This is a genomic window from Arthrobacter sp. J156, from assembly GCF_056172865.1.
Window position 1 is genome coordinate 2,847,549 of the sequence record NZ_CM149650.1, and the last position, 24,793, is coordinate 2,872,341.

Below are 24,793 nucleotides of genomic sequence, written 5' to 3' on the forward strand. Positions count from 1 at the left end.
GGGCGGTGCGCCTGGCGCATCGCCCCGGGGCCCGGGAGAGGCCGTTGCGGTGCGGATGCACCGTGACGACCTCGACGCGCTCACCGCGGTGCAGCGGCACCTCGGTGTCAGTAGGTCGGAAGCCCTGCGACAAGCGGTGCAGATCGTCGCGCAGGCGATGAGCGATGCATCGTCGATCGAAGCCGCACAGCGATCTTTGGCGAAACATCTTGAGGCCCGACGGCCCGACGGCCCGTCATCGTCGAGGTCGACGGTGGCGCGGTCGCCGAGCTCAAGGAGGGGCTTCAGAAGGTTGCCGAGCGATATACCCGACAGGCGTTCCAGCTTCAGAAGATCGGCAACAACGTCAACCAGATCGCCAAAGTTGCGAATGCCAGGGGCGAGGTGGACGCCGACGCGGTCCGCTCTGTCGAGCGTGCGATCGACCGCCTGTCCGGGGCGATGGAACAAGACGCAAAGCGAGATTCGGCGGTGTCCATGAAGCTGGGGGAAGTCCTCTGATGCCGGTCGAGTATGCGGGCACTACAGCTGTCGCGGTGCGACTGCTCCGCTACACCGTGAAACCCAAACCCGGTCAAAGCGCCAAGGAGCGGGTGCTACACATCGCGGGCCAGAACTGTCGTCCAACAACAGCCGAGCGTGAGTTCGCGGCAACACGACGACGACACGGGACGCAGGGAGCGAAACGGAAGTCGCCTGCCAAGTACTCCCTTCCCGAGCCCGGTGAAGTTGCCACCTACGTGCGGCGAACACGTCCTAACGGGCGACGGTACTGGGCTGAGGCAAAGACTGGGGAAGAGGCAACGCACGTCCGCCACGAAGGTGAAGTCGTCCGTCAGGCCGAAGCCCGCCACCTGATCACCTCATTCGGCATCGACGAGGTGAATCCCGAAGACCCAGACCAGGTCGCGAGGGCGTTCGAGTACGTCGTCGCCAGGCACGCTGCCCTGTATCCGGGGGAGCAGGCCACGTTCGTCGGACAGGCCGAGGGGAAGGGTGGAAAGTTTCATGTGCACACGACTCGGAACGCCACGCTCTTCGGATCGATGAGCGTCGACGGAACGCTGTACAAGGCAGGTAGGAAGCTCGCCGGCGACCTCACCGACATTGACAAGATGCGCGAGCGTGCCGATCGGTTCCTCGCCGACCACGGGATGGAGTACGGCCTTGAGCCGCAGCGACTTCCTTCCACGTCCGCACGCAAGAAGGACAAGCGCAGCAACCGTGACCGTCGAATGGCAAGGAATGGTGCCGTCTCAAACCACGACAGGATCCGAATTGCCTTCGAGTCAGCGATGGACGATCCGCGCTCGGTGGACCTGGATAGCTGGAAGGCCGTCATGTCCGAGCACGATGTCACGGTCACCGAGCCCGGATGGAGGCGAGGAAAACCTCCGAAGGTGCCCCGGCTGAGCTATCAGTTGGCAGGCGTCGCAACGCCGGTTCGAGCAAGTACGCTCGGCGACCGGTACGACCATTCAAGCGCGCTTGAACAACTGAGTGCGAACGCGCAGGGGCAACCTCGGGAACCTAGTCCTGAGCCAGTTCTTACGAAGGGTCCACGCCCCCTGACCAAGGTGACCGACGAGGAGTTGGCCGCCGCTCAGGTGCTCGTCGCGCGTTTGGCACGCGAGGAGCATGCGTTGCGCGCCGAAGAGACAGAGCTCCTCCAATGGATCGTTGCCCGAGCCGAAGACGAGGACGTGGCGATCGGTGACATCCTGAACCGGCTTCCCGGCGACCATGACAGGCGGATGCAGGTTATGCATCGGTGGAGCCGACTTGGCGTCTCGAAGGGCGCACCACATGAGACAGAGACTGCCACTGTGGAAGAAGCGGACCAGGATGGGCTGACCGAGCACGCGGCAGCGTCTACATTGAACGGCCAGGCTTCCGACCGGCGGAGGGAGTGTCAGACGAACGGTGTATCTGGTCCTGGCCTGACCGAAAGGAAAGGCGATGACCGATGTCATCGAGATGATTGATCCTGTGACGGGAGAGATCATCGATCAGCAGCAGATCGCGGAGCAGCTGCTCGCGGAAGCGAAGGAGAAGGGCGTCAGCCTGGTCGGCCCGGACGGGCTGCTCGCCGGGCTAACGAAGCGGGTGCTGGAGACTGCGCTCGAGGTCGAGATGACCGAGCACCTCGGTTATGACAAGCACCAGCCCAGCACCGGCGAGAATGCCCGTAACGGGACGCGGGCGAAGACCGTGATGACCGAGGTCGGTGCAGTGCAGATCGACGTTCCCCGGGATCGTGAGGGGTCGTTCCAGCCGAGGATCGTGCGCAAGCGGCAGCGTCGGCTGGACGGGATCGACGAGATCGTGCTGTCATTGACCGCGCGCGGGCTCACGACCGGTGAGGTCGCGGCGCACTTCGACGATGTCTACGGAGCCAGCGTCTCGAAGGACACGATCTCGAAGATCACCGACAAGGTGATCGAGGAGATGACCGAGTGGCAGAACCGTCCGTTGGACCGCGTCTACCCGGTGGTGTTCATCGACGCGATCGTCGTGAAGGTGCGGGACGGGCAGGTGCGCAACAAACCGTTCTACGTCGCCGTCGGCGTCACCACGGGCGGGGAACGCGACATCCTCGGGATCTGGGCCGGCGACGGTGGTGAGGGCGCGAAGTTCTGGCTCGGCGTGCTCACCGAGATCAAGAACCGCGGCGTCGAGGGCGTCTGCATCGTCGTCTGCGACGGGCTGAAAGGCCTCCCGGACGCGATCAACACGACGTGGGAGCTGACGACGGTGCAGACATGCATCATCCACCTGATCCGCAACACGTTCAAATACGCGTCGCGGAAGTACTGGGACCAGATCGCCCGCGACCTCAAGCCGGTCTATACCGCCGTCAACGAAGCTGTCGCGAGGGCCAGGTTCGAGGAGTTCGCCGAGAAGTGGTGCACCATGTATCCCGCGATCCGGCAGCTCTGGGAGAACGCATGGGCGGAATTCATCCCGTTTCTGGACTACGACGTCGAGATCCGCCGCATCATCTGCTCCACGAACGCGATCGAGTCGCTCAACGCCCGCTACCGGCGCGCCGTCCGTGCCCGCGGGCACTTCCCCAACGACGCTGCCGCGCTGAAATGCCTGTATCTCGTGACCCGGTCGCTTGACCCGACGGGGCAAGGTCGGGCACGGTGGGTCACGAGGTGGAAGCCCGCGCTCAACGCCTTCGCTATCACCTTCGAAGGCCGAATCAACTGACAATGCGCCAGGCCAGATCCACCGTTAATCTGACAGACCCAGGGGCAGTACCAGGGCTAGGAGAGTTCCGCGCCGTGTCGGTTTCGGGCAGGCCTCTGACGAGGTATAGCGCCTCCGAGCGAAGGCGTCAGCGGCGGACCACTACCAACAACGACCGATTTGGTCGCTATTTGCTGCAGTCGAATACTGACGGCTCGGATTTCGGCCTACCGCGCTCATTTGTACTGACGTTTTTGGGAGGCCCGCCCGCTCTTACGAATGTCTCGGAGATCGAACAATGAAGCACGATCTGACGGCATATCGTCGTCAACTCCGGAGTTAACCGAGTGGGCATATCCGGCTTGGCACTGCTTGGGCGGAACCGGATCACTATTTAACTATGCTCTGGACCCCTCGCGTGTGGTCAGGACTTGACGAGACGGGCAATGGCGGCAGAGGCCTCGGCGATCTTCTCGTCGCTTTCGACCCCGCCGTTCCGCGCGGCATTGACGACGCAGTGTTTAAGGTGGTCGTTGAGCAGGCCGAGGGCGACGTTCTCCACAGCAGAGGTCAATGCGCTGATCTGGGTGAGGATGTCGATGCAGTAGACCTCCTCGTCGACCATGCGGTGGATGCCGCGGGCCTGTCCTTCGATGCGCTTGAGACGGGCCAGGTACCGGTCCTTGTCGGAGATGTATCCGTGGTGCCCGGCATGGTGCGCGGCTTCGGTCGCTTCGGCGGGGGTGGTCATGGTGGTCTCCACTCGGTCAGGCGTCATACGTTTCAGGTGGTTAGGGTGTGGGCCGGCTGGGGTTCCGGCGCTGGACTGGCGGTCGGCACGGTGGTGCCGGCCTTGCTGGTGAAACCACGTAGCCGGAGGCTGTTGCCGACTACGAAGACGGACGAGAAGGCCATGGCCGCCCCGGCGAGCATCGGGTTCAGCAGGCCCAGGGCGGCCAGCGGAATCGCAGCGGTGTTGTAGGCGAAGGCCCAGAACAGGTTGGTCTTGATCGTACCCAGGGTCTTGCGGGACAACCGGATCGCGTCCGCGGCAGCGCGCAGGTCCCCACGGACCAGGGTGATGTCCGCCGCTTCGATGGCCGCATCGGTACCGGTGCCCATGGCCAGGCCCAGATCCGCTTGGGCCAGGGCCGCGGCGTCGTTGACGCCGTCACCGACCATGGCCACGACCTGCCCGCGCTCCTGCAGCTCGGTGATGATGCGGACCTTGTCCTGGGGCATCACCTCGGCCAGGACCTCCTCGATGCCCACCTGGGCGGCGACTTGTTGGGCCACGGCCTGGTTGTCACCGGTCAGCAGGACCGGTTTCAGACCCAGGCTGCGGAAGAGGGTGATGGCCTCGGCACTGGTGTCCTTGAGGGCATCTGCCACCACCAGCACACCGCGGACCTGCCCGTCCCAGGCCACAACGACGGCGGTCTGGCCAGCGGACTCGGCTCGGGCCTTCGTGTCGGCCAGGTCCGCCGGCATGGTCAGCGACCAGTCGGCCAGCATGGTCTCGCGACCGACGATGACCAGGTGTCCGTCGACCACGCCCTGCACGCCGCGGCCTTCGTGGTTGGCAAAGGCCTCCGGGACCGGCAGTGCACCGACGCGTTCGGTGGAGCCGCGGGCGATGGCCTGGGCGATCGGGTGCTCGGAGGCGTCCTCCACGGCGCCGGCCAGACGCAGCAACTCGTTCTCGTCGGTCCCGACGGCAGGGTGGACACCTTGCAGGGTCATCGTGCCGGTGGTGACGGTGCCGGTCTTGTCCAGCACGATCGTGTCCACCTTGCGGGTGGACTCCAGCACCTCCGGGCCCTTGATGAGGATGCCCATCTGGGCGCCGCGGCCGGTGCCCACCAGCAAGGCGGTGGGGGTGGCCAGGCCCAAGGCGCAGGGGCAGGCGATGATCAGCACGGCGACGGCGGCGGTGAACGCGGCGGCGGCCGGGAACCCGGCGCCGAGCCAAGCAGCCAGGGTGGCCACCGCGATAGCGATCACGATCGGCACGAACACCCCGGAGATTCGGTCGGCCAACCGCTGGATCTCGGCCTTGCCGGTCTGGGCGTCCTCCACCAGCCTGGCCATCTGGGCCAGCTGTGTGTCGGAGCCGATGCGGGTGGCGCGCACCACTAGGCGGCCGCCGGTATTGACGGTTGCCCCGGTGACCGGGTCGGACTCGGCGACCTCGATGGGCACGGACTCGCCGGTGAGCATCGAAGCGTCCACCGCGCTGCGGCCGGTGACCACGACTCCGTCGGTGGCGAACTTCTCCCCGGGACGCACCACGAACTCGTCGCCCACGGCCAACTGGTCGGTGGGGATGCGGACCTCGGCGCCGTCGCGTAGCACGGCCACGTCCTTCGCGCCCAGGTCCAGCAGCGCGCGCAACGCGGCCCCGGCCTGGCGCTTGGAGCGCTTCTCGAAGTAGCGGCCGGCCAGAATGAACAGCAGCACCCCGGCGGCGACCTCGAGGTAGATGTTCCCGGCCCCGTCGGTGGGGGCCACGGACAGCTCGAAGGGGTGGGTCATCCCCGGGGTCCCTGCGGTGCCGAGGAACAGGGCGTACAGAGACCACAGGAACGCCGCGATGGTGCCCATTGAGATCAGCGTGTCCATGGTGGCGGTGCCCTGACGGAGGTTCATCCAGGCGGCCTTGTGGAACGGCCAGCCGGCCCAGACGATCACTGGTCCGGCCAGGGCGAGTGACAGCCACTGCCAATAGTAGAACTGCAGGGCCGGGATCATCGCCATGGCGATGACCGGGATGCCCAGCACCGCGGCGCCGATCAGCCGGTGCCGCAGGGACACCAGCTCGGCGTCGGGACGGTCATCTTCCCCGTCTTTGTCCTGCCGGCCGGTGTCGGGCAGTGTGGCGGCGTAGCCGGCCTTCTGAACCTCGGCGACCAGGGACTGGGGGTCGTAGCCAGCCGGGGCGCTGATCCGGGCCTTCTCGGTGGCGTAGTTCACCGTGGCGGTGACGCCCTCGAGCTTGTTGAGCTTGCGCTCGATCCGGTTCGCGCAGGAGGCACAGGTCATCCCGCCGATCGCCAGTTCGACGTCGGTACTGCCCGCCTGAGGCGCGGCCAGGGGTGCAGACATGGGGTTCATCCTTCTTCCGGTATCGCCGGGGGTTCCGGCCACACTCATTGATCATCGGCCGGGGTCAGTGGTCGTCGTCCGTGTCGGCTGGCTCAGGCGATTCGGCGGGGGCGGGGTGCTGGTCCATTCGTAGCTCCTCGGCCTGCTGCTTCCAGGCTGAGACCGTTTCGTACGGCACTAGGGCTCCGCCGGCCGCGAAGGAGCCGGCGAAGACCACCGCCAGCCCCGCGGCGTAGGCCCCCAGCCGTCCGGCAGCATTCACGCCGACCGCACCGCCTGGTAGCCGGCCTCCTGCACCGCAGAGATGACCGCGGTTTCATCGACGGGTTCGGCGCCGGTGACCACGAGCGTCCCGTCCTGGTGGCTCACCTCGACCGACTCGACGCCGGGAACCTCCTCCACCTCTTCGCGCACCGACATCTCGCAATGCCCGCAGGTCATTCCGGTCACCTGAAATTCAGTGGTATTCATGATCTCTCCCAATTGGACTTCATACCCCAGGGGGGTACATGTACAGTCCTATTCATACCGGCAGGGGGTATCCCTGTCAAGGGCGATCGGGAAAGAAAATGGACCAAGCCGGAATCGCCATCCGGCTCGCGATCGGCAGCGTGGGTGCCGTTGGCACCCACGCACAAAAGCGTCGAGTGTGGATTGCCAGCACGCACACCATTGACCTCAGGAAGAAGGTGAAACGACTTGGGCTTGACGGCCGCGTTCGTCTATGGAGTGATCAGGCTTCAGTCGGATCCGGTTCATGCCGATTACGCAGCGCAGTGCTGGGTACGGGAGATCGTGAGCACGCTTATCGGCAGTGGACGGTGCTTGTTACCCGTTCCGTTCGGATGTCGTTTTCCGCGGCGGCAGGCGCAATAGTATCTCCAACGGGCCGGTCTGGAACCGTCGGGTCCAGAGCCAGGAGAAGGCGACCGCCGCGGTGCACAGGACCGCCGTGACCAGGATCCCTTCGGCCAGGGAGTCCGGGCCGGGGCGGACGACGACGGCCAGGGCCATTAGGTGTCCCACGTAGACGGTCAGGGACAGCCGGCCGGTGGCCGCCAACACGGAAAGGTGCCGGGACACGAACCTTTCCCCCATCAGGCACAGGCCCAGCACGAACAGCGCGGCACCGGAACTGGAGACCAGCCACAACGGCATCTGGGAATGGGCGGTTGCCGAGACGAGCCGGTCCAGCCCCACGGTCCGGCCCGGCGCGCCCAGGACCAGGATGAGGAGCTGCGAGAGCAGGTACGCGCCCACGGCTGCCACCGCACCCCACAACACCAGCCGTCGGTGCAGGGCCGGGTTCCGCAAGTCGAGCCGTCCGAGCAGCATCCCTATCAGGAAGGGAGCCGCCCACACCACCAGCGGGTAAGACCCCGTGAAGAGGATGCCGCCCAGGATCTCAGCGGGTGGGTCCAGCAGGGTCGGCTCCGTGACCTGGAACGCGTCAGATTCCCTCCGCACTGCCAGCCAGACCAGCGGGCCGAGGACCAGGGATGCGCCGGACAGGGCGGCCAGCAACCAGCCGGGTGCCTTCAGCAATGGCAGACAGGCGATGAAAAGGAGCCCATACAAGGGCAGGATCACACTCGCCTCGTGGCCGGCCAACTGCAGGGCCAAGCCGCCGACCAGCAGCAGCGCCGCCCGCCACAGGAGGGTACGCCACGGCATGGACGCATTGCCGGGGGCGCGCACGGACCGGGTCATGATGGATGTCCCCACCCCGGCCAAGAGCATGAACAGCAGGGAGGCCCGCCCCAGGGGGAGGTCGTACAGCGTGCCCAGGATGCCGTCGACGCCCCGGGGGCCCACGTTGACGGCGATCATCCCGATGATTGCCATCGACCGGGCGACGTCCAGACCGACCAGTCGTCCACCTTGCCCTCTGCCGTCGGACCGTCCGTCGCCGGCGCGTCCCACGCTGGCTCCGTGGTCGTCACGCCCCGGTTGACCGGTGCCGCCGTCGGACGGACGCGGGATCCGCCGTTCACCGTCGGGCTGGTCGAAGGAAAAGGGAACAGTGCCCATGGCTGTCATTCTGCTCCCGTCCGGGAGTCGGCGATGGCCACGTCCGCTTCCCGGCGGTTGTCCCTCGCACCGGTGATCTGACCGGTCTCGTAGTCGATCTCCAAGGCCTGCACGGAACCAAAGATCGCCTGATCACGTTCGGTGCGCTGCAGTTCCCAGTCCCGTGCCGCGATCAGTTCGGCCAGCTCAGGGGAGGGCTCCTCCTCCACGGCCAGCACGCCGTCCTGCAGGTGGAATCGGGGTGCATCCACGGCCTCCTGCAGTGTGGCGCCCTGCAGGCCCCACGCCACCAGCACGCCGGTGAGGATGTTCGGGATCTGGTGTCCTCCCGGGCTGCCCAGCCCGAGCACCGGCCTGCCCTCGTCGTCGAGCACCATGCTCGGGGCCGACCAGCTCACGGACTTGCGCCCCGGCTCCGGCTGGTTGGCCTCCGACTCCTCCGTGGCGAACCGGGAGAGCTGGTTGTTGAGGAAGAACCCGCCCACGTACTCCGACTCGTTGCCGCCCCAGAAACTCGTGAGCGTGTTGGTCATCGACACCATGAAACCGTCCTGGTCCACCACAGTCAGGTGCGTCGTGTTCCCTGCCGTCACGGGCTGACCCCCGGCCTGCACCAGTCCGTCCCCGGCGCCGGGCACGACGCCCTCGCGGGCGTCCGGCCCCGTGGAGGCACCGGCGTCGGATCCACCCGCCAGCAGATTCACCTGCTCGGCGATCCGGGCGTTGGCTTCGGGATCCGTGAGCCGATCAACGGGGACGTCCACGAAGTCCGGGTCGCCGATCAGGTGCTTCACCGAACCCTCGGCAGCGATCCATGCCTCGGAGAGCCGGTCTACGTATCCGGGACTACCGGGCTCGTGGCCGTCGATGCCCAAGGCCTCGGCGAGCTGCAACTGCTGGACCAAGGCCGCACCGGGCAGCGGAGGGGCGGCCGAGAGGACCTCGTAATCCCCGAAGGCACCGCCGACCGGCACGACCTGCTCCGACTCATAGGCGGCCAGGGAATCGGCGTCCAGGCCGTCCACCGAGGTCAGCTCCTCGGCCAGGCTGCCGGTATAGAAGGCCTCCGGTCCCTCCTGGGCCAAAGTGGTCATAGTCTGGGCCAGATCCCGCTGGACCAGCCGGTCGCCGGCGGCTAGCGGATCGCCGGCGGCTAGCGGATCGCCGGAAGCGTCGTGGTAATGGTTGAGCTCCTCAATGGAAGCGGGGCCGAAGTCGGAGCGCAACCGCTGGGCCAGGAACTCCGAGACGGGGAAGCCATCGCCCGCCAGGCCGATGGCTGGCTCCAGTATTTCCTGCCAGTCCAGGTCGCCGTGCTCGGCGTGGAGCTCGGCGAGTCCCGCCACGAAGCCGGGGACACCCGTGCCGGAGTCCGGGATCCTGCCGTCTTGGGCCACCACTTCGCGATAGTCGTAGCTGACCGGTTCGCGGCCGGGGCCGGCCAGAATCGCCGAGCCCCCGCCGCCGATCCCGGAGGCATAGGGCTCCACCACGGCCACGGCGAAGGCCGTGGCCACAGCTGCGTCGGCGGCATTGCCACCCTGGGCCAGGATGTCCATCCCAGCCTCGACGGCCTCCGGATGGGCCGCGGCCACGGCGTGCTGCTGGAGTTGCTGTCCCGGCTCGGATTCCGTCGTCGGGCTGGTGGCACCCGACGACGGGGCGGCGGGCGTGCGAGAGGCGGAAGTGCCGGGGCCGGTGCCGTCTGCTTCCCCGGCAGTGCTCGGCACAGGGGAAGGCGCGCTGCATGATGTCATCAGCAGTGCTGCGGCCAGGGCAGATGCCGCCCGGAAGACGAGGCTTTTCATGAGGTCCTTCACGACGGCGGGAACTGGGAATATAACGTTTGAGACACAGATAAGTCTTGCCCACGTACGATCCCAGACGAGTTCGCCGCACCGGCGGAGGTGCCACCGACGTGAGAGAACCGGGGACAGGACCGCCCGGCTCCCTCAGCGGTCTGTGGCCGACGCGGGAACACGCGTTGCACAAGCTGATTCCTCTCGCTCAGTGCCCTTGTGCACCGTGGCCGGGACGACCTTCGCCAAGGGCCCCGCCGAACCGCTGCGTCTAATCCGAGCCCACCATCCGGGGCCCGCTGGAAGAGGCGCGGTCAGGCACCGAGCGGCCCTGCAGGCCTTTGCCTTGCGGAACACGCTGATTGCGTACCGTTCAGTAGCGGGCGGCGGTACCCATCATGTTCCACGGGCTGTAGTCGACATCCGTCACGGCCACCCCCATCTGAGGATTGCGGGCGTGGGCGATTTTGCCGTCACCGATGTACATGGCCACGTGATAGATCCCGGAGGCCGAGCCGTTGTTGGACCAGAAGACCAGGTCACCAACCTGGAGGTTGTCCAGGGAGACGTATTGGCTGGCGGCGGCGTACTGGGCCTTGGAGTTCCGGGGCAGCTCGATGCCGGCCTGCGCGAAGGCGTTCTGGGTGAAGCCGGAGCAGTCGTAGCCGGTCGGGCCATTGCCGCCCCAGACATAGCCGACGCTCGGATCGGCAGCCTTGGCCGTGGCCCACTGCACGGCCGCTCCCCAACCGTTGCTGCTGGAGGAAGCGGTGGAGTAGGAGGCCCGCTGGATGTCCTGGGCCGGCTCACCGCTGGTCGTTGATGAGTGCGTGTGAGCCCCGGAGGAGCGGGATGTCTCGGTTGCGGTTCCGGAGTCCCAGGTCCAGGCATTGGCGGTGGAGCCGCTGGGAGCGGAGTAGGCGCCTTCGTTGGCAGCGGCCGGGCCCATGCCGGCCACCGTGGCTCCCACCACGGTGGTAAGGCCTACCGCACCCATGGTGAGGGAACGGCGGCGGTGGGAACGGCGGGTCTGGGCTTCAGCCTCGATGCGGGCACGACGGGTGGGGTAGGACATGGGTTACCTCGGTAGACATTGGCGTACATGTTCTGAACTTCTCCCACGGCCACGAGATCCGGCATTTAGCCGGCCATCCCTTTTGGCGAAATGGTCTGTGACCAGAACGTTATGCAACGATACAGATTCGTTATCTGGTCGCAACTTGCCGGCATGCTGAGGTTCCGAGCCGATACAGGGTTGAGCCGGGACCGGAAAGGCCGTCATTTCGGGCCTAGCCGCCCGCTCGAACGGCCCGGTCGGAGCCCGTGGCCGGCAGGGATCTTCACGGAATCTTCAAGGTTGGGCCCTTCATCCGGGCCGAGTGGGGGTCTACGGTCGGTTGCATGGCGGGCCGGTTCTGGCCGGTTCGTCTTCCGAACCGCACCGATGAAGGAGTAAGCCATGACCCATCACGTGAGCTCGATGCTGGAGACCTACCCGAAGGACTTGGGGAACATCGACCAGGAGAAGCTGGCCGAGTGCATCGAGGCCTGTTTCGAGTGTGCCCAGACCTGTACGGCCTGCGCGGACGCGTGCCTGGCCGAGGACATGGTCGCTGACCTGACCCAGTGCATCCGATTCAATCTGGACTGTGCCGACATCTGCGCGGCCACCGGCCGTGTGCTGTCCCGCCAGACCGGCAACAACGCCGAGATCACTCGTGCCCTGCTCGAGGCCTGCCGGACCGCCTGCCAGGTTTGCGCGGACGAATGCGAGAAGCACGCGCAGATGCACGAGCACTGCAAGGTGTGCGCCGAGGCCTGCCGGCGCTGCGAGCAGGCGTGCGCCGAACTGCTCGCCTCGCTGGGCTGAGCACAGCCCGGCCGATGCCGGAATACCAGTCAGGGCAATCAGGCGTGGAACATGTGCTGCTGGCCCTGACTGGCGCGACGGTACAAAAGCATCCCCGCAGAAGGAGAACCCGACGTGCCCAAGACAGAACACAGCAGTGACCAGGGTGGTGATCGCGACGGGGGTCACCACGCGCCCCGCCGCTCTCTGAAAATGTATCTGCGGTTCGCCGCGATGATCCTGACCGGCATGGTGGTCATGTATTGGACGATGTTCGCCGGTTCCTGGGAGTGGGGACACATCCGCTGGAGCGAGAGCCGGCTGTTCATGGCCTTGACCATGGGGGGGCGATGGGCCTGGTCATGCTCGCCTGGATGCTGAACATGTACCGGAACCCAAAGGCTAACGTGGCCGTGGTGCTCGTGAGCGCGGTGCTTCTGGGCGGTGGCATCGTCCTGGACCGCAGCCAGGCGACCGTGGACGACAGCGACTTCATGCGCGCCATGATCCCGCACCACTCGCTGGCCATCACGAGGTCCGAGCGAGCCGGTATCGAGGACGTCAGGGTCTGCGAGCTGGCCGTGGAGATCAGCGAGGCCCAGCGGCGGGAAATTTTCGAAATGGACTGGCTGATCGAGGATATCGAGCGTAACGGGGTCGCCACGACCCCCGAACAGGCGCAAGCACGGTCCGTGCCTGACTACGAGGAGCCGGCCGAACGCCAGTGCCCCACCGGCTGACGGTTCCCCTCAGGGCGCACCTCCGCCCTGTCGAGGATCACGGGTCGGATGGACGCCAACCGATGCTCCAGGACCCACACGGCCCCATCTGCCTGGGCGGGTGGGGCCGTGTGGGTCCTTTCAGTGCAACAGCGGCACGGGCAGAGCCGATCAAGAGGGGGCGGTGGATCCCGTCAGAGGTTTCCGAGTATCTGCTCCATCTCGGCGATCTCGGCCTCCTGGGCGGTGATGACTTGTTCGGCGAGGGCCACGGCCTGGGGGTTCTGGCCGCTGTCGACCTGGTCCTGGGCCATTTCGACGGCGCCCTCGTGGTGGGCTGTCATCTGTTCCAGGTACAGCCGGGCCGCTTCGGCGCCCTGGGCTTCTTCCAGGGCTGCCAGGTCCTCCTCGGACATCATCCCGCTCATCCCGCCGTGGTCCATGCCCTCCATGTCCCCCATGGGCTCTGCGTCCCAGGCGGCGAGCATGGCGTTCATTCGCTCGATCTCCGGACCCTGGGCATCAATGACCTGCTGGGCGAAGTCAGCGACCTCGGCCGGGATGTCGTCCTTGGCCAGCAGCATCTCACTCATCTGAACGGCCTGCTCGTGGTGGGGGAGCATCATCTGGGCGAACATCACGTCCGCGTCGTTGTGTTCGGCCGAGATCTCCTCGGCCGAGCCGGTGGCCGTGGCGGACGGGGCAGCGGTATCCGTGGCCGCGGAGGTGGCAGCAGCCGAGCTGGTGGCCGGGGTGGACTCGGAACCGGCGCCGTTGTCTTCGGCGCCGGTGCCGCACGCAGTCAGCGTCAGGGCGGAGGCCAGGGTCAGGGCGGCCAGGGTGGTGGTGTTGCGTTTCATCAGGGTTCCTTCCGATGGGAGTTTCGATAGGGGGTCCGGGCCCGCGGTCAGCTGGTGGCGGTCGCGGGCTGGGGTGTGGTGTGCCGTTGCGGGCCGCTGGCCGGGGCCAGTCGGGCAGGATCCAGGTCGATCCGACGTAGCAGTTGGGCGTTGAGGGCGACCACGATGGTGGAGGCGGACATCAGGATCGCGCCCACCGCGGGGGAGAGCACGAAGCCGATGGGGGCGAGCACGCCGGCGGCCAGGGGTACGGAGACCAGGTTGTAGCCGGTGGCCCAAACCAGGTTCTGGATCATCTTGGCGTAGCTGGCCCTCGAGAGCTCGATCATCGACAACACGGCGCGTGGATCATTGCCGGCCAGCACGACGCCGGCCGATTCCATGGCCACGTCGGTGCCGGCACCGATCGCGATGCCAACCTCAGCGCGGGCCAGGGCGGGGGCGTCGTTGACGCCATCGCCGACCATAGCCACGCGCAGCCCGCGGGACTGCAACTCGGTGACCTTGGAGTCCTTGTCCTTCGGCAGCACCTCTGCGAAGACCTCGTCGATGCCCAAGTCCCGGCCCACGGCCTCGGCGACCTGCCGGGCGTCGCCGGTGATCATGGCGACCTTGACCCCACGTTCGTGCAGAGCGGCCACGGCGGCCCGGGACTCGGGACGGACCTTGTCCTCTACGGCCACCGCTCCGATGACGACACCGTCACGGACCACGTGCAGCACTCCGGCACCCCGGTCGGTCCAGGCTCGGGTGTCAGCGGCGAGGGACTCGGGGGTGTCCAGGGCGAGTTCGCGGAGCATATTCGGCCCGCCCACGAGGACCTCCGATCCGCCCACGGTCGCTTTCACCCCGCGGCCGGTGGCGGACTGGAACCCGGTGCCGCGCAGGCCCAGTCCGGCGGCTTCGGCGTGGTCGTTGGCAGCGGTGATGATGGCGCGGGCCACGGGGTGCTCGCTGTCGGCCTCGGCAGCGGCCGCGTAAGCCAGCAGCTGCGCCTCGGAGGTTCCCGGGGCCGGTGCGGTTCCGGTGAGAACGTGCGCGCCTTCGGTCAGGGTGCCGGTCTTGTCGAACAAGACCACATCGATCGTGCGCATCCGTTCCAGAGCCAACCGGTCCTTGATCAGCACCCCAGCCTTGGCGGCGCGTTCGGTGGAAATCGCGATCACCAGCGGGATCGCCAGGCCCAGGGCGTGCGGGCAGGCGATCACCAGCACGGTGACGGTGCGAGTGACGCCGTCGTCCGGCCGGCCGATGGCCACCCAGACGACGGCGGTGATGATGGCCGCGGCCAGGGCGAACCAGAACAGCAGCGCGGCGGCCCGATCGGCCAGGGCCTGGGCTCGCGAAGAGGATTCTTGGGCGTCGGCGACCATCCGTTGGATGCCCGCCAGGGCGGTGTCAGTCCCGGTCGCCTCGATGCGTACCCGCACGGTGTTGTCGGTGGCCACGGTCCCGGCCACCACCGTTTCGCCCACGGTGCGGGCCACGGACCGGGATTCGCCAGTGATCATGGACTCGTCGAACTCGGCCGTGCCCTCGGTCAGGGTCCCGTCGGCGGGCACGCGAGCCCCGGAGCGGACCAGGACTGTGTCCCCGACCGCCAGCTCACCGATCGCAACGGTGACGGTAGTGCCGTCCTCGGTGACCTTCTCAGCCTCGTCCGGTAACAGGGCGGCCAGAGCGTCCAGGGCGGAGGAGGCCGCGCCAAGGGCGCGCATCTCCATCCAGTGGCCCAGCAGCATGATGACCACCAGCAGGGCCAGCTCCCACCAGAAGTCCAGCATGAATCCGCCGAGACCCAGGGACGTGATCCAGGAGGCCACGAAGGCCACCGTGATGGCCATCGCGATCAGCAGCATCATCCCGGGCTGGCGGGTGCGCAGCTCCGTGATCCCGCCCTTGAGGAAGGGCATACCGCCGTAGAAGTAGATCACGGTACCCAGCACCGGGGCGATCCACGATGAGCCCGGAAACTCCGGAACCCGGTAACCGAGCAGGTCGGCGACCATGTGGCTGAAGACCACCACCGGGATCGACAGGACCAGTGAGAGCCAGAACCGGTTCTTGAACATCGCCACCGAGTGTCCGGCATGCTCCCCGTGGTCGTGAACCGCATGGTCTTCATCCACCGCGGAGTGGGCGTGTCCCTGGGGCATAGCTTGCCCGTGCGTGTCTTCATCCGCGTGCTGGTCATGCCCGGCATGGTGGTCGCCGTGGTGGTGCGAGTTGCTCATGATATTTCCTTCCCATTGGCCCCCTACGGGCCAAGGCGGTGGGCCAAGTGATCAGGACGTCAGGACGCGGTAGCCGGCCTCTTCGATGGCCGCCCGCACGGTGTTTGAGGAGGCGGCGCCGGTAACGGTGACGGGGGAAATGCCGCTGGCCACCAAGTCAACCCTGACGTCGTCCACCCCGTGCAGGGCGCTCACCGCTCCGGCGATGGTTCCGACGCAGTGCCCACAGGTCATCCCCTCCACCCGATACGTGGCGGAGGTCCCGGAAGCGGCAGGGAAAGACGTCTCCGCGGCGTCGGAGCCCGGAGTAGGGGCGGCGTCCGGGATGCAGCACGAGCAGCCGCCGGAGGCCATCGGCAGGGGGCTGGACATCGGTTCGGTCATGATGGGCTCCTTCGTCGGATGTGGGCGGTGGGACTGCGCCCTCCTCCCGGTATATACCCCTGTAGGGTATCAATCAAGATGTGGTGGAGTGGTTTCCGTCGCCTTGGGCAGGCAGGTGGACGGTGAACGTCGCCCCGGCGTCCGAACCTGCGGAGCTGGCGGTCAGTGACCCTCCATGGGCTTGGACCAGGGCCCGGGAGATGGCCAGGCCGACCCCGGACCCGCCGTGGTCCCGGTCCCGGGCGGTGTCCCCGCGGTAGAACCGCTCGAAGATGTGCGGCAGGTGTTCAGGGAGGATGCCCTCGCCGGTGTCGCTGACGCTGAGCGTGATCCCTCCTGCACTCTGCCGAGCGTCCAGGGTTACCTGGCCACCTGCGGGGGTGTGGCGCAAGGCGTTGGTGAGCAGGTTGCCCAACACCTGACCCATGCGTTGGCGGTCGACCTCCACGGTCGCGATGTCCTGGCTCGGATTCAGGATCAAGGCCACGCCCTTGGCGGCATAGGTGTCCCGATGGGCTTCGGCGGCGGCCTGCAGTAACTCGCCCGCCGATTCGATGGTGCGATCGAGCTCGATCCGTCCTTCCTCCGCCCGGGAGACGTCGTGGATGTCTTCCACCAGCCGGGTGAGGCGGGCCAGCTGTTCGTCCATGAGCTCGCCGGTGGCTTCGCCCCAGCGTGAGACTCCATCCTGCAGGGCTTCGAGGTAGACGGTGAGCACGGAGATGGGAGTGCGCATCTCGTGGGCCAAGTCCGAGAGCATCCGACGGCGGGTGTCCTCGGTGCGTTCGAGCCGCTCGGCCATGGTGTTGAACGAGGCGGCCAGGTCCTCCACCTCGGTCCCTGCCCCCATGGCCGGGACCCGGGTGTCGTACTTGCCGCGCGCCATAGCCGTCGCCGCTTGGGTCAGGGCATGGATGGGGTTCTGGATCCGGCGGGCGACATACCAGGTCAACACCAGGCAGCAGACTAGGGCGGTGGCCAAGGCCACGCCCAGGGTCCAGAAGTTGGTGTCTCGGTAGGCCTGCTCCACGTGCAGCATCTGGGTCGCATCATGCCCGGCCCCGGCCTGTTCCAAATGCTCGTGGAACAGCGGGGGGCCGGCCAGGGAGGCCACCGCCACCGCGGCCAGGATGCTGACCGCCACCACCAGCAACTGGGCCAGGAAGAACCGGGCCGCCAGGCCGCGGTAACGTCGCTGGCCGGTCACTGTTCTGCCATCCGGTAGCCAACCCCGCGGACCGTGTCGACATAGCGCCCGGGGTTTTCGTCGAGTTTGCGGCGCAGGTTGCCGATGTGTACATCCACGAGTCGTTCATCCCCCACCCACCCCGGATCCCAGACGATATCGATCAGCTGACGCCGGGAGAACACTTGATAGGGACGTCCCGACAGGGCCGCCAGCAGGTCGAACTCCGTGCGCGTCAGCCCTACCGGCTTCCCGTCCACGTGGGCTTCGTGGGCGACCAGGTCAATCACCAGCGGCCCGAAGGCCCGTGCCGGTTCTGGGACGGTTGCCGTCGTGCGGGGCCGCCGCATGACCGCCCCCACCCGGGCGACCAGTTCCCGGACACTGAAGGGTTTGGTGATGTAGTCATCGGCGCCCACTGCCAGCCCTTGCAGCCGGTCCGGTTCATTGCCCCGGGCGGTGAGCATCAGCACGTAGCACTCGGAAAAGGCCCGCACGCGCCGGCACACCTCGATCCCGTCCAGTCCGGGCAGGCCCAGGTCCAGGACTATCACGTCGGGATCATGCGTGCGGGCGGCCTGTACCGCATCGGGTCCGGTGTGGGTGGTGGTGACCTCGTAGCCGGCCCGCTCCAGGTAGGTGGCGACCATGCGTGCCAGGGGCTTTTCGTCATCGACGACCAATACCCGCCCGGTGGACGAGCCCGTGCCAAAGTTCATGTGTTCAGTTTCCCCCGGCTCACGGCCCGGAGAGCGACCCAAGACACCAGACCGGGGAATCTTCATCAAACCTTCAAGGCAAACCGTCCGGAGCCCCTGAGCCTCCGGCGGACAATGGTAGGTGGCCCCGCAATCGGATCGGGGCGGAAAGGCACCATGACTACCCGCAGAACCCTGCTCGCCGGCGGACTCGGCCTGATCGGTGTCGGCACCCTGACCGCCTGCACCGTGCCGAACACCTCAAGCCCCCAAGACGCCAACACGCAGACCCCGGGCACGGCGATCACCCACATCCATGCCATCGTGCGCGACCCCGACGACGGCGTCGTGCTCCTGGCCACCCACGAGGGCCTGTTCCGCCTCCAGGACCGCGAGCTGGTCCAGGTGGGCCCGGTGGTGGATCTCATGGGTTTCGCCGTGACGCCCGAGGGCCGCTATCTGGCCTCCGGCCACCCGGCGCCCGGTACCGACCTGCCCGAACCGTTGGGCTTGGCCGAGTCCACGGATCACGGTCTGAGCTGGGAGGTGCTCTCCCGGGGCGGCCAATCCGACTTCCACGCCCTGGCCGCCGGCCCGGCCGGCGTCCTCGGCTTCGATGGTCAACTGCGTGCCAGCGCCGACGGAATCAACTGGCAGACCCTCACGATCCCTACCCCACCCGCGTCCCTGGCCATCTCCCCGAAAACCGGGACCGTGCTGACCACCACCGAAGCCGGGATGCTGCGGTCAGTAGACAACGGTGCCACCTGGATCACCCTGGACACCCCGCAGCTGATGCACCTGGTCGCCTGGGCCGACGACACCACCGTCGTCGGTGCGGGTACCGACGGCCGGTTGCTGACCAGCTCCGACGGCGGCGACACCTGGACCTCCAGTGACCCGCTGGCCGACACGGCCTCCGCCCTGGGAGCCAGCATCACTGACGACGGGCAGGTCGAAGCACTCCTGGTCATCGGCACGGCCGTCCTACGCACCACCGACGGCGGGAACACCACCGAACCGCTGCTGTGACCCATGCCGCGCCAAGCCGCGGGTCCTAAACCGGACCATGACCAGCAAGGACGAACAGGAAAGGCCAGTGCCGATGGCGGAACGCCGACATCTTCACCGCCTTGACCTATCCCGTCGGACCGCCCTCCGGCCGGTTCTGGGCATCCTCGTGCTGCTCCTCGGCCTGCTCGGGATGCATGCTGGCGTGAGCACCGGCGCGGTGATGGCCGGCATCGACACCTCCGCCTCAACGGTGTCCCAGCCTCCCGGGCCGACGACCGCCAGCCCTGCCGGTTGGGCACCCGCAGACGCGCTCACGGCCCAGCCTCCTGAATATGATGATGCAGGCGGCAGCGGGTTGCCGTATTGTGCGCTGGAGGCCGGGGGCGACACCTGCGCCTCCTCCCTAACCACGTCTTCCCTCGTCCTGGATCTAGAGCCCCGGGAGCTCACGTCATTTCCCGGGCAGGGGCTTACCGCGCCCCCGCTGCCCTGGGTTGTCCACTTCAGGCTTCCCTGGACTCCTTCACTGGTTCAACTGGCCATCAACCGCACCTAGGATGCCCGGTCGTGTCCACCGGCAAGCACAGCCGCCCCCTTGCATGAGGACGGCACGCAGCAGCCTGTGGGCCACCACCCCATCAGCAACTGATGAGCCATACCCGTCCCCCCGTCGTACCAGCCTGCGGCAGGTGATCGGGAGAAGGAAAGAAGAACCGATGACATCCCCACTGACCACCCGCCGCGCCTTCCTGGGAGCCTCCGTCGGCGCCCTCGCCGTGGCCGGGTTGGCCGCCTGCTCCGACCCCGCGACCAGCCCCCGACCGTCAGGGCGCATCCTGCCTACCGACCCGCTGATCGCCGAATACGAGAAACGACGCGCCACCTCAGGGGCCACCGTCGCCAACCGGCTCTCCGCCGCACCCTTCGAGACCTCCCTCGATGGCCAGCGTCTGTCCACCTGGGGATACGACAACAGCCTCAACGGGCCGCTGCTGCGCGCCAAGACCGGAGACCGGCTCAACGTCACCGTCGCCAACGATCTCCCGGAGGAAACGAGCGTGCACTGGCACGGGCTGGCCCTGCGCAATGACGCCGACGGAGTCCAGGGAGTGACCCAGGAACCCATCGCCGCAGGAGGAACCTACACGTACGGATTCCGACTCTCCCATCCGGGCACGTACTGGTACCACTCTCACTTCGACACCCAGCGCGAACGCGCCCTGTATGGGGCGCTGATCGTCGAGGATCCCGACGAAACCCTCGACTACGACCAGGAATGGGTCGTGATCCTGGACGACTGGCTCGACGGGATCACCGGAACGCCCGAGGAAGTCGTCGAGGAGCTCTCCGCCGGAATGGACATGTCCGGTGACATGGAGGGGATGGAGGGGATGGAGGGGATGGATCACGGGTCCATGAGCGAGGACAGCTCCTCCGGCATGCCCATGAAGCACATGCTCATGGGGGCTGAGAGCGACTATCTGGGCGGGGATGCCGGCGACGTGAAGATCCCCGTGCACCTGTTCAACGGCCGCCCCCCAGCCGAACCCGACACCCTCGACGGCAAGCCCGGCGACCGTATCCGCCTGCGACTGATCAATGCCGCCGGAGACACCGCCTACCGGGTTGGGATCCCCGGCCAGGAACTGACCATCACCCACACCGATGGGTTCCCGGTCCAGCCGCGTCAGGCCGATGCCGTCGTCTTGGGCATGGGAGAACGCCTGGATGTGCTGGTCACCCTCGGCGACCAGGCCGTGCCCGTACTGGCCCTGCCCGAGGGCAAGACCGGCCACGCCTACGGCATCATCCACGCCGGATCAAACACCGCCCTCTCCGGACGGCTCCCGCAGACCCTGGGCGGAACCGTGCTCGATGGCAGCCGGCTGAAGGCCCACGAATCCGTCCTGCTCGCGCCCAAGGACCCGACCAGGAGCCATGAGCTGCGGCTGACCGGATCGATGGCCGACTACGACTGGGGTATCAACGGGCGCCGCTTCGACCCGGCCAATCCCTTTGACGGTGCCTTCGAACTCCGGCTGGGCGAGCGTGTGCGGGTCACGATGACCAACGACACCGACATGTGGCACCCCATGCACCTGCACGGCCACACCTTCCAGCTGGCCGACAACGGAGCACGCAAGGACACGGTCATCGTCAAACCCCGGCAAACCATCGTCTTCGACTTCGAGGCGGACAACCCGGGACAGTGGCTGACCCACTGCCACAACGCCTACCACGCCGAGGCCGGGATGATGGGCGTCTTCTCCTACATCCACTGAGCCACCCTGTTCCTCACCCCTCCAACCACCGGGCGGTCGCCCGGGGCCCGTTCAGGAAAGACCATGCCACTATCGCCCACCCACCCCCACCACACCGACGACCGGTCCATCCAGGACCTCCGGCCGCGATGTACGGCCATAACCCCAAGGAAGAAGTAGATGGGCGAGTACTTCGCTCAGACCGTCCAGTCCGGGGCGCTGCTGATGGCCATCCCGCTGGCAGCCATCGCCGGGCTCGTCTCCTTCCTCTCGCCCTGCATCCTTCCGCTCGTCCCCGGATACCTCGGCTACGTCTCCGGTCTGTCCGACCCGACCCGGCCGGACAACCGCCGACGGGTCATGACAGGGGTGGGCCTGTTCATCCTCGGCTTCGCCGCCGTGTTCACCCTCTACGGCGCCGCCTTCGGTCTAATCGGCGGATGGCTGCTGCGCTGGCAGGACCTGCTGATCCGTATCCTGGGCGTCATCGTCATCCTCATGGGCCTGGCGTTGATGGGCATGCTGTCCTTTATGCAAAGGACCAAGACCCCTACCTTCAAACCCAAAACCGGGTTGGCCGGAGCACCGCTGCTGGGTGTGGGCTTCGGCCTCGGGTGGACGCCCTGCATGGGTCCCACCCTCAGTGCCGTCCTGGCCCTGAGCACCACCACCGGCGACCCCTGGCGCGGGGCATTACTGGGATTCTCCTACTGCCTGGGACTGGGCATACCCTTCGTCCTCGTCGCCAGAGGCCTGGGCTGGGTGAGCACCACCTTGGGCTTCGTGCGCCGCCACATGCGCGCGTTCAACATCGCCGGCGGCACCCTGCTCGTACTGGTCGGCGTCCTAATGGCCACCGGCATCTGGACGGCCTGGATCTATCAACTGCAGAACCTCGCCGGCACCTTTACCACCCCCATCTGAACCCCGAACGCCCCCGCACGGCCAGCCTTTCAGGACCATCACTGTCCTTATACAGCCTGGAGATCTGAAAGGTCGGCCTACTCCCGATGAAGAAGTACCGGAGGTACATCTTGTCCGCCTTGCAACATCCCCGTGAACCCGATCGCCGCGTCCCCGGCCTTCTGCGCCGCACCGGACGCCGCCAGGTCCTGGCGGGACTGGCCGGGCTCGCCGCATTGCCGTTGCTGGCCGCCTGTTCGAGCGACGACCCGTTGGCTGCCCAAGCCGGCAACGCCGACGGCAAGAACTACATCGCCGGTGACGGGTCGGTTCTGGAGATCGCCGAGGAGGACCGCGGCGAACCGGTGCAGTTCAGCTCCGCCCTGTTCTCCGGCGAACCGATCAGCGCGAACGACCTGACCGGCGACCCGGCGGTACTCAATTTCTGGTACGCCGCCTGTGCCCCGTGCCGGGTAGAGGCTCCGGACCTGCAGGCCCTACACGAGCAGTTTGAACCCGAAGGCGTCCGATTCCTCGGTATCAACGTCCGGGACACGGTCGCCACCGCGCAGGCCTTCGAGCGCAACTTCGGCATCACCTATCCCTCGGTCGAGGACCTCAATGGCCAGGTGCTCTTGGCCATGACCGACTACGTACCACCGCAGGCCGTGCCCACCACAATCGTGCTGGACCGCCAGGGACGGGTCTCGGCCCGGATCCTGGGGATCGCCGAGCGATCCACACTGCGCACCTTGATCACCACGGTGCTGGACGAGCAGGCCTGAGCCCACCATGGCCCTCCCGACCTTTCCATACGCCGCCCCCCAGGCCACTGAGGCCCCCGGCCGACCGACCCCGCTCGTTCCGGACGGCAAGGGGCGCAGATGAACCGCACCCTCGAACCGGATCCCCGCCGGCGCCCGGAGGCGGAACTGCCCGCCCTGGGCCTCTGGGGCACCCTGCGGTTCATGTGGACCCAACTGACGTCCATGCGCACCGCGCTGATGCTGCTGCTGCTGCTCGCCGTGGCCGCCGTGCCCGGGTCCCTGTTCCCGCAGCGCCCGGCCGGGCCGGGAATCGTCCAGGATTACGTCGACGACAATCCGGTGCTGGGTGAGTGGCTGGACCGGTTCCAGATGTTCGACGTGTACTCCTCCGTCTGGTTCTCGGCGATCTACCTGCTGCTGTTCGTCTCACTGATCGGCTGCGTCTTCCCGCGCGCCGTCAAGCACGCCCAGGACCTGCGCTCCGCCCCGCCGCGGACCCCTCGCCGGCTGAGCCGCCTGCCCGAGTACGGCAAAGTCGTGCTGGAATCCGCCGGGCCTTCCCCTCGGGAGGCGGTGGCTCAAGCGACGAAGCTGCTCACGAAGCGCGGCTACCGCACGGATATCCGCGAGGAGCCCGACGGCGGCGCCTCCGTGGGTGCCGAACGCGGCTACGTGCGAGAGGTCGGCAACATCGTGTTCCACCTGTCCCTCATCGGGGTACTGGCCTTCATGGCCGTCGGCGGCCTGCTGAGTTACTCGGGACAGAAGATCATCGTGGAGGGGGAGGGCTTCGCGAACACCCTGATCGCTTACGACGCCTTCACCCCGGGCAGTGCATTCTCCGAGGAGATGCTCACTCCGTTCTCGATGACCCTGAAGCGTTTCGAGTACGTCTATGACCGGCAGTCCCCGACCCACTACGGCCAGCCGCTAGATTACACGGCCGTACTGGACGTGCAGGACGGTCCTGATGACACTGCCCGAGAGGTCGAGCTGAAAGTCAACCATCCACTGGATATCCAGGGCACCCGGGTCTACCTGGTCGGCAACGGGTACGCCCCTGTGGTCACCGTCCGGGACGGCAACGGGGACATCGCCTTGCAGGGCCCGGTGGTGGCACAGGTCCAGGACAATGTCTTCACCTCCTTGATGACTATCAAGGCCCCAGATGCCGAACCAGATCAGCTCGGCTTCGTCGGCTTCTTCCTGCCCGCCGCCTACACCGGCGAGGACGGGGTGGCGGTCTCGCTCGATCCTGCCCCGCTGAACCCGGAGTTGAACCTGAACTCCTACTACGGCGACCTGGGCCTGGACGAGGGCGACCCGCAGAATGTGTATGTGCTGGACACCGAGAACCTCACCGAACTGAACTCCCGGAACCTCGAGGCCGGCGGCATCACGCTCAAGCCCGGGGAGTCCTACGAGCTGCCCGAGGGCAAGGGCTCCATCAGCTTCGACGGCCTGCGCCGCTACGTGGGGCTGGACATCCTCTACGACCCGGGCAAGTGGGGCGTGGGCTTCTTCGCCGTGCTGGCCCTCGTGGCCCTCGGCGTGAGCCTGTTCGTGCGCCGCCGCCGCGCGTGGGTGCGTGGCACCACGGGCCCCGATGGGTCCACCGTGGTGGAGTACGGCCTGCTGGCCCGTGGCGAGGACTTCGGCCTGCGCGAGGAGAACCTCACCCTGCGCCGGCAGTTTGAGAAGTTGTGGCCGGTGCAGGCACCAGAAGACACCGAGAGCACCGAGGGACCCATCGTCGTCGCCGGTGCCGCACAGAACCGAGTGGAGTAA

General features: G+C 67.0%; 24 protein-coding genes. 12 read left to right on the plus strand and 12 right to left on the minus strand.

Going from position 1 to position 24,793, the window contains the following annotated elements; genetic code table 11:
• Window positions 1-354: 354 nt before the first annotated feature.
• From AC0QR5_RS13130 to AC0QR5_RS13140, 3 genes are read left to right on the plus strand one after another with little or no spacing between them, the layout of a single operon-like run.
• Window positions 355-501 (plus strand): hypothetical protein, encoded by a 147-nt coding sequence (locus tag AC0QR5_RS13130; protein WP_475372531.1) that lies wholly within the window; start codon window positions 355-357, stop codon window positions 499-501.
• The gene (locus AC0QR5_RS13135; RefSeq protein WP_329864262.1) at window positions 501-1,985 is read left to right on the plus strand and encodes a relaxase family protein; all 1,485 of its coding nucleotides are present in this window, start codon (window positions 501-503) and stop codon (window positions 1,983-1,985) included. Before AC0QR5_RS13130 ends, AC0QR5_RS13135 begins: the two co-directional genes overlap by 1 nt.
• Window positions 1,978-3,216 carry an IS256 family transposase gene (locus AC0QR5_RS13140; protein ID WP_475372532.1) on the plus strand — a complete coding sequence of 413 codons (1,239 nt, stop codon included), beginning with the start codon at window positions 1,978-1,980 and terminating at the stop codon, window positions 3,214-3,216. The genes AC0QR5_RS13135 and AC0QR5_RS13140 overlap by 8 nt, the downstream gene beginning before the upstream one ends.
• A gap of 403 nt (window positions 3,217-3,619) precedes the next feature.
• Here the strand turns inward: AC0QR5_RS13140 and AC0QR5_RS13145 are convergent, their stop codons facing one another.
• From AC0QR5_RS13145 to AC0QR5_RS13175, 7 genes are all read right to left on the minus strand, one after another.
• Window positions 3,620-3,946 (minus strand): metal-sensitive transcriptional regulator, encoded by a 327-nt coding sequence (locus AC0QR5_RS13145; RefSeq protein WP_329863840.1) that lies wholly within the window; start codon window positions 3,944-3,946, stop codon window positions 3,620-3,622.
• A 32-nt stretch (window positions 3,947-3,978) separates the two neighbouring features.
• The gene (locus tag AC0QR5_RS13150) at window positions 3,979-6,300 is read right to left on the minus strand and encodes a heavy metal translocating P-type ATPase (protein WP_329863838.1); all 2,322 of its coding nucleotides are present in this window, start codon (window positions 6,298-6,300) and stop codon (window positions 3,979-3,981) included.
• A 64-nt stretch (window positions 6,301-6,364) separates the two neighbouring features.
• Window positions 6,365-6,562: a hypothetical protein gene (locus AC0QR5_RS13155; RefSeq protein WP_329863836.1), complete on the minus strand. Its 198-nt coding sequence runs from the start codon at window positions 6,560-6,562 to the stop codon at window positions 6,365-6,367.
• Complete coding sequence (locus tag AC0QR5_RS13160) at window positions 6,559-6,771, minus strand: heavy-metal-associated domain-containing protein (RefSeq protein ID WP_188806897.1); 213 nt, start codon at window positions 6,769-6,771, stop codon at window positions 6,559-6,561. Before AC0QR5_RS13160 ends, AC0QR5_RS13155 begins: the two co-directional genes overlap by 4 nt.
• Before the next feature lie 357 nt (window positions 6,772-7,128).
• Window positions 7,129-8,331 (minus strand): DUF418 domain-containing protein, encoded by a 1,203-nt coding sequence (locus tag AC0QR5_RS13165; RefSeq protein ID WP_329863831.1) that lies wholly within the window; start codon window positions 8,329-8,331, stop codon window positions 7,129-7,131.
• A 5-nt stretch (window positions 8,332-8,336) separates the two neighbouring features.
• The gene (locus AC0QR5_RS13170) at window positions 8,337-10,061 is read right to left on the minus strand and encodes a gamma-glutamyltransferase (protein WP_329863829.1); all 1,725 of its coding nucleotides are present in this window, start codon (window positions 10,059-10,061) and stop codon (window positions 8,337-8,339) included.
• Window positions 10,062-10,503: 442 nt separating this feature from the next.
• Complete coding sequence (locus AC0QR5_RS13175; RefSeq protein ID WP_329863827.1) at window positions 10,504-11,205, minus strand: C40 family peptidase; 702 nt, start codon at window positions 11,203-11,205, stop codon at window positions 10,504-10,506.
• A 384-nt stretch (window positions 11,206-11,589) separates the two neighbouring features.
• Here AC0QR5_RS13175 and AC0QR5_RS13180 point away from each other — a divergent pair, with 384 nt between their 5' ends.
• From AC0QR5_RS13180 to AC0QR5_RS13190, 3 genes are all read left to right on the plus strand, one after another.
• On the plus strand, window positions 11,590-12,000 hold the full coding sequence (locus AC0QR5_RS13180; RefSeq protein ID WP_329863825.1) for a four-helix bundle copper-binding protein: 411 nt from the start codon (window positions 11,590-11,592) through the stop codon (window positions 11,998-12,000).
• 114 nt (window positions 12,001-12,114) lie between these two features.
• Window positions 12,115-12,360, plus strand: a complete 246-nt coding sequence (locus AC0QR5_RS13185; protein ID WP_329863823.1) for a hypothetical protein — start codon at window positions 12,115-12,117, stop codon at window positions 12,358-12,360.
• Window positions 12,361-12,362: 2 nt separating this feature from the next.
• Window positions 12,363-12,719, plus strand: coding sequence for a DUF305 domain-containing protein (locus AC0QR5_RS13190; RefSeq protein ID WP_329863821.1), 357 nt, complete (start codon window positions 12,363-12,365; stop codon window positions 12,717-12,719).
• A gap of 173 nt (window positions 12,720-12,892) precedes the next feature.
• Here AC0QR5_RS13190 and AC0QR5_RS13195 read toward each other — a convergent pair whose 3' ends face one another.
• The 5 genes from AC0QR5_RS13195 to AC0QR5_RS13215 form a co-directional block, all read right to left on the minus strand.
• Entirely contained in the window at window positions 12,893-13,558 is a 666-nt protein-coding gene (locus tag AC0QR5_RS13195; RefSeq protein WP_329863819.1) for a DUF305 domain-containing protein, read from the minus strand.
• A 47-nt stretch (window positions 13,559-13,605) separates the two neighbouring features.
• Window positions 13,606-15,630, minus strand: a complete 2,025-nt coding sequence (locus AC0QR5_RS13200; RefSeq protein ID WP_329863843.1) for a heavy metal translocating P-type ATPase — start codon at window positions 15,628-15,630, stop codon at window positions 13,606-13,608.
• A gap of 213 nt (window positions 15,631-15,843) precedes the next feature.
• Window positions 15,844-16,176, minus strand: coding sequence for a heavy-metal-associated domain-containing protein (locus tag AC0QR5_RS13205; RefSeq protein WP_329863818.1), 333 nt, complete (start codon window positions 16,174-16,176; stop codon window positions 15,844-15,846).
• 73 nt (window positions 16,177-16,249) lie between these two features.
• A complete protein-coding gene (locus AC0QR5_RS13210; RefSeq protein WP_329863816.1) occupies window positions 16,250-17,383 on the minus strand; it encodes a HAMP domain-containing sensor histidine kinase in 1,134 nt (377 codons plus the stop codon).
• Entirely contained in the window at window positions 17,380-18,081 is a 702-nt protein-coding gene (locus tag AC0QR5_RS13215) for a response regulator transcription factor (RefSeq protein ID WP_329863814.1), read from the minus strand. The genes AC0QR5_RS13210 and AC0QR5_RS13215 overlap by 4 nt, the downstream gene beginning before the upstream one ends.
• Window positions 18,082-18,237: 156 nt before the next feature.
• On the opposite strand from AC0QR5_RS13215, the gene AC0QR5_RS13220 reads away from it, so the two are divergent.
• The 6 genes from AC0QR5_RS13220 to resB all read left to right on the plus strand — a co-directional run bounded on the left by AC0QR5_RS13220 (window position 18,238) and on the right by resB (window position 24,793).
• On the plus strand, window positions 18,238-19,092 hold the full coding sequence (locus AC0QR5_RS13220) for a F510_1955 family glycosylhydrolase (protein WP_329863813.1): 855 nt from the start codon (window positions 18,238-18,240) through the stop codon (window positions 19,090-19,092).
• Window positions 19,093-19,129: 37 nt separating this feature from the next.
• Window positions 19,130-19,630, plus strand: coding sequence for a hypothetical protein (locus AC0QR5_RS13225; RefSeq protein ID WP_329863812.1), 501 nt, complete (start codon window positions 19,130-19,132; stop codon window positions 19,628-19,630).
• A gap of 160 nt (window positions 19,631-19,790) precedes the next feature.
• Window positions 19,791-21,356, plus strand: coding sequence for a multicopper oxidase family protein (locus AC0QR5_RS13230; RefSeq protein WP_329863810.1), 1,566 nt, complete (start codon window positions 19,791-19,793; stop codon window positions 21,354-21,356).
• A gap of 159 nt (window positions 21,357-21,515) precedes the next feature.
• The gene (locus AC0QR5_RS13235; RefSeq protein WP_329863808.1) at window positions 21,516-22,259 is read left to right on the plus strand and encodes a cytochrome c biogenesis CcdA family protein; all 744 of its coding nucleotides are present in this window, start codon (window positions 21,516-21,518) and stop codon (window positions 22,257-22,259) included.
• A gap of 86 nt (window positions 22,260-22,345) precedes the next feature.
• A complete protein-coding gene (locus AC0QR5_RS13240; RefSeq protein ID WP_329863807.1) occupies window positions 22,346-23,023 on the plus strand; it encodes a TlpA family protein disulfide reductase in 678 nt (225 codons plus the stop codon).
• Between the two features lie 99 nt (window positions 23,024-23,122).
• Entirely contained in the window at window positions 23,123-24,793 is a 1,671-nt protein-coding gene (resB, locus tag AC0QR5_RS13245) for a cytochrome c biogenesis protein ResB (RefSeq protein WP_329863805.1), read from the plus strand.

What these genes read in the sequence shown, in the direction of transcription:
- resB (WP_329863805.1), top strand. Translation starts at nt 23,123, where the DNA reads ATGAACCGCACCCTCGAACCGGATCCCCGCCGGCGCCCGGAGGCGGAA.
- AC0QR5_RS13145 (WP_329863840.1), bottom strand. Translation starts at nt 3,946, where the DNA reads ATGACCACCCCCGCCGAAGCGACCGAAGCCGCGCACCATGCCGGGCAC.
- AC0QR5_RS13150 (WP_329863838.1), bottom strand. Translation starts at nt 6,300, where the DNA reads ATGTCTGCACCCCTGGCCGCGCCTCAGGCGGGCAGTACCGACGTCGAA.
- AC0QR5_RS13215 (WP_329863814.1), bottom strand. Translation starts at nt 18,081, where the DNA reads ATGAACTTTGGCACGGGCTCGTCCACCGGGCGGGTATTGGTCGTCGAT.
- AC0QR5_RS13225 (WP_329863812.1), top strand. Translation starts at nt 19,130, where the DNA reads ATGACCAGCAAGGACGAACAGGAAAGGCCAGTGCCGATGGCGGAACGC.
- AC0QR5_RS13175 (WP_329863827.1), bottom strand. Translation starts at nt 11,205, where the DNA reads ATGTCCTACCCCACCCGTCGTGCCCGCATCGAGGCTGAAGCCCAGACC.
- AC0QR5_RS13240 (WP_329863807.1), top strand. Translation starts at nt 22,346, where the DNA reads ATGAAGAAGTACCGGAGGTACATCTTGTCCGCCTTGCAACATCCCCGT.
- AC0QR5_RS13190 (WP_329863821.1), top strand. Translation starts at nt 12,363, where the DNA reads ATGTACCGGAACCCAAAGGCTAACGTGGCCGTGGTGCTCGTGAGCGCG.
- AC0QR5_RS13160 (WP_188806897.1), bottom strand. Translation starts at nt 6,771, where the DNA reads ATGAATACCACTGAATTTCAGGTGACCGGAATGACCTGCGGGCATTGC.
- AC0QR5_RS13200 (WP_329863843.1), bottom strand. Translation starts at nt 15,630, where the DNA reads ATGTTCAAGAACCGGTTCTGGCTCTCACTGGTCCTGTCGATCCCGGTG.
- AC0QR5_RS13140 (WP_475372532.1), top strand. Translation starts at nt 1,978, where the DNA reads ATGATTGATCCTGTGACGGGAGAGATCATCGATCAGCAGCAGATCGCG.
- AC0QR5_RS13195 (WP_329863819.1), bottom strand. Translation starts at nt 13,558, where the DNA reads ATGAAACGCAACACCACCACCCTGGCCGCCCTGACCCTGGCCTCCGCC.
- AC0QR5_RS13235 (WP_329863808.1), top strand. Translation starts at nt 21,516, where the DNA reads ATGGGCGAGTACTTCGCTCAGACCGTCCAGTCCGGGGCGCTGCTGATG.
- AC0QR5_RS13165 (WP_329863831.1), bottom strand. Translation starts at nt 8,331, where the DNA reads ATGGGCACTGTTCCCTTTTCCTTCGACCAGCCCGACGGTGAACGGCGG.
- AC0QR5_RS13135 (WP_329864262.1), top strand. Translation starts at nt 501, where the DNA reads ATGCCGGTCGAGTATGCGGGCACTACAGCTGTCGCGGTGCGACTGCTC.
- AC0QR5_RS13180 (WP_329863825.1), top strand. Translation starts at nt 11,590, where the DNA reads ATGACCCATCACGTGAGCTCGATGCTGGAGACCTACCCGAAGGACTTG.
- AC0QR5_RS13230 (WP_329863810.1), top strand. Translation starts at nt 19,791, where the DNA reads ATGACATCCCCACTGACCACCCGCCGCGCCTTCCTGGGAGCCTCCGTC.
- AC0QR5_RS13220 (WP_329863813.1), top strand. Translation starts at nt 18,238, where the DNA reads ATGACTACCCGCAGAACCCTGCTCGCCGGCGGACTCGGCCTGATCGGT.
- AC0QR5_RS13205 (WP_329863818.1), bottom strand. Translation starts at nt 16,176, where the DNA reads ATGACCGAACCGATGTCCAGCCCCCTGCCGATGGCCTCCGGCGGCTGC.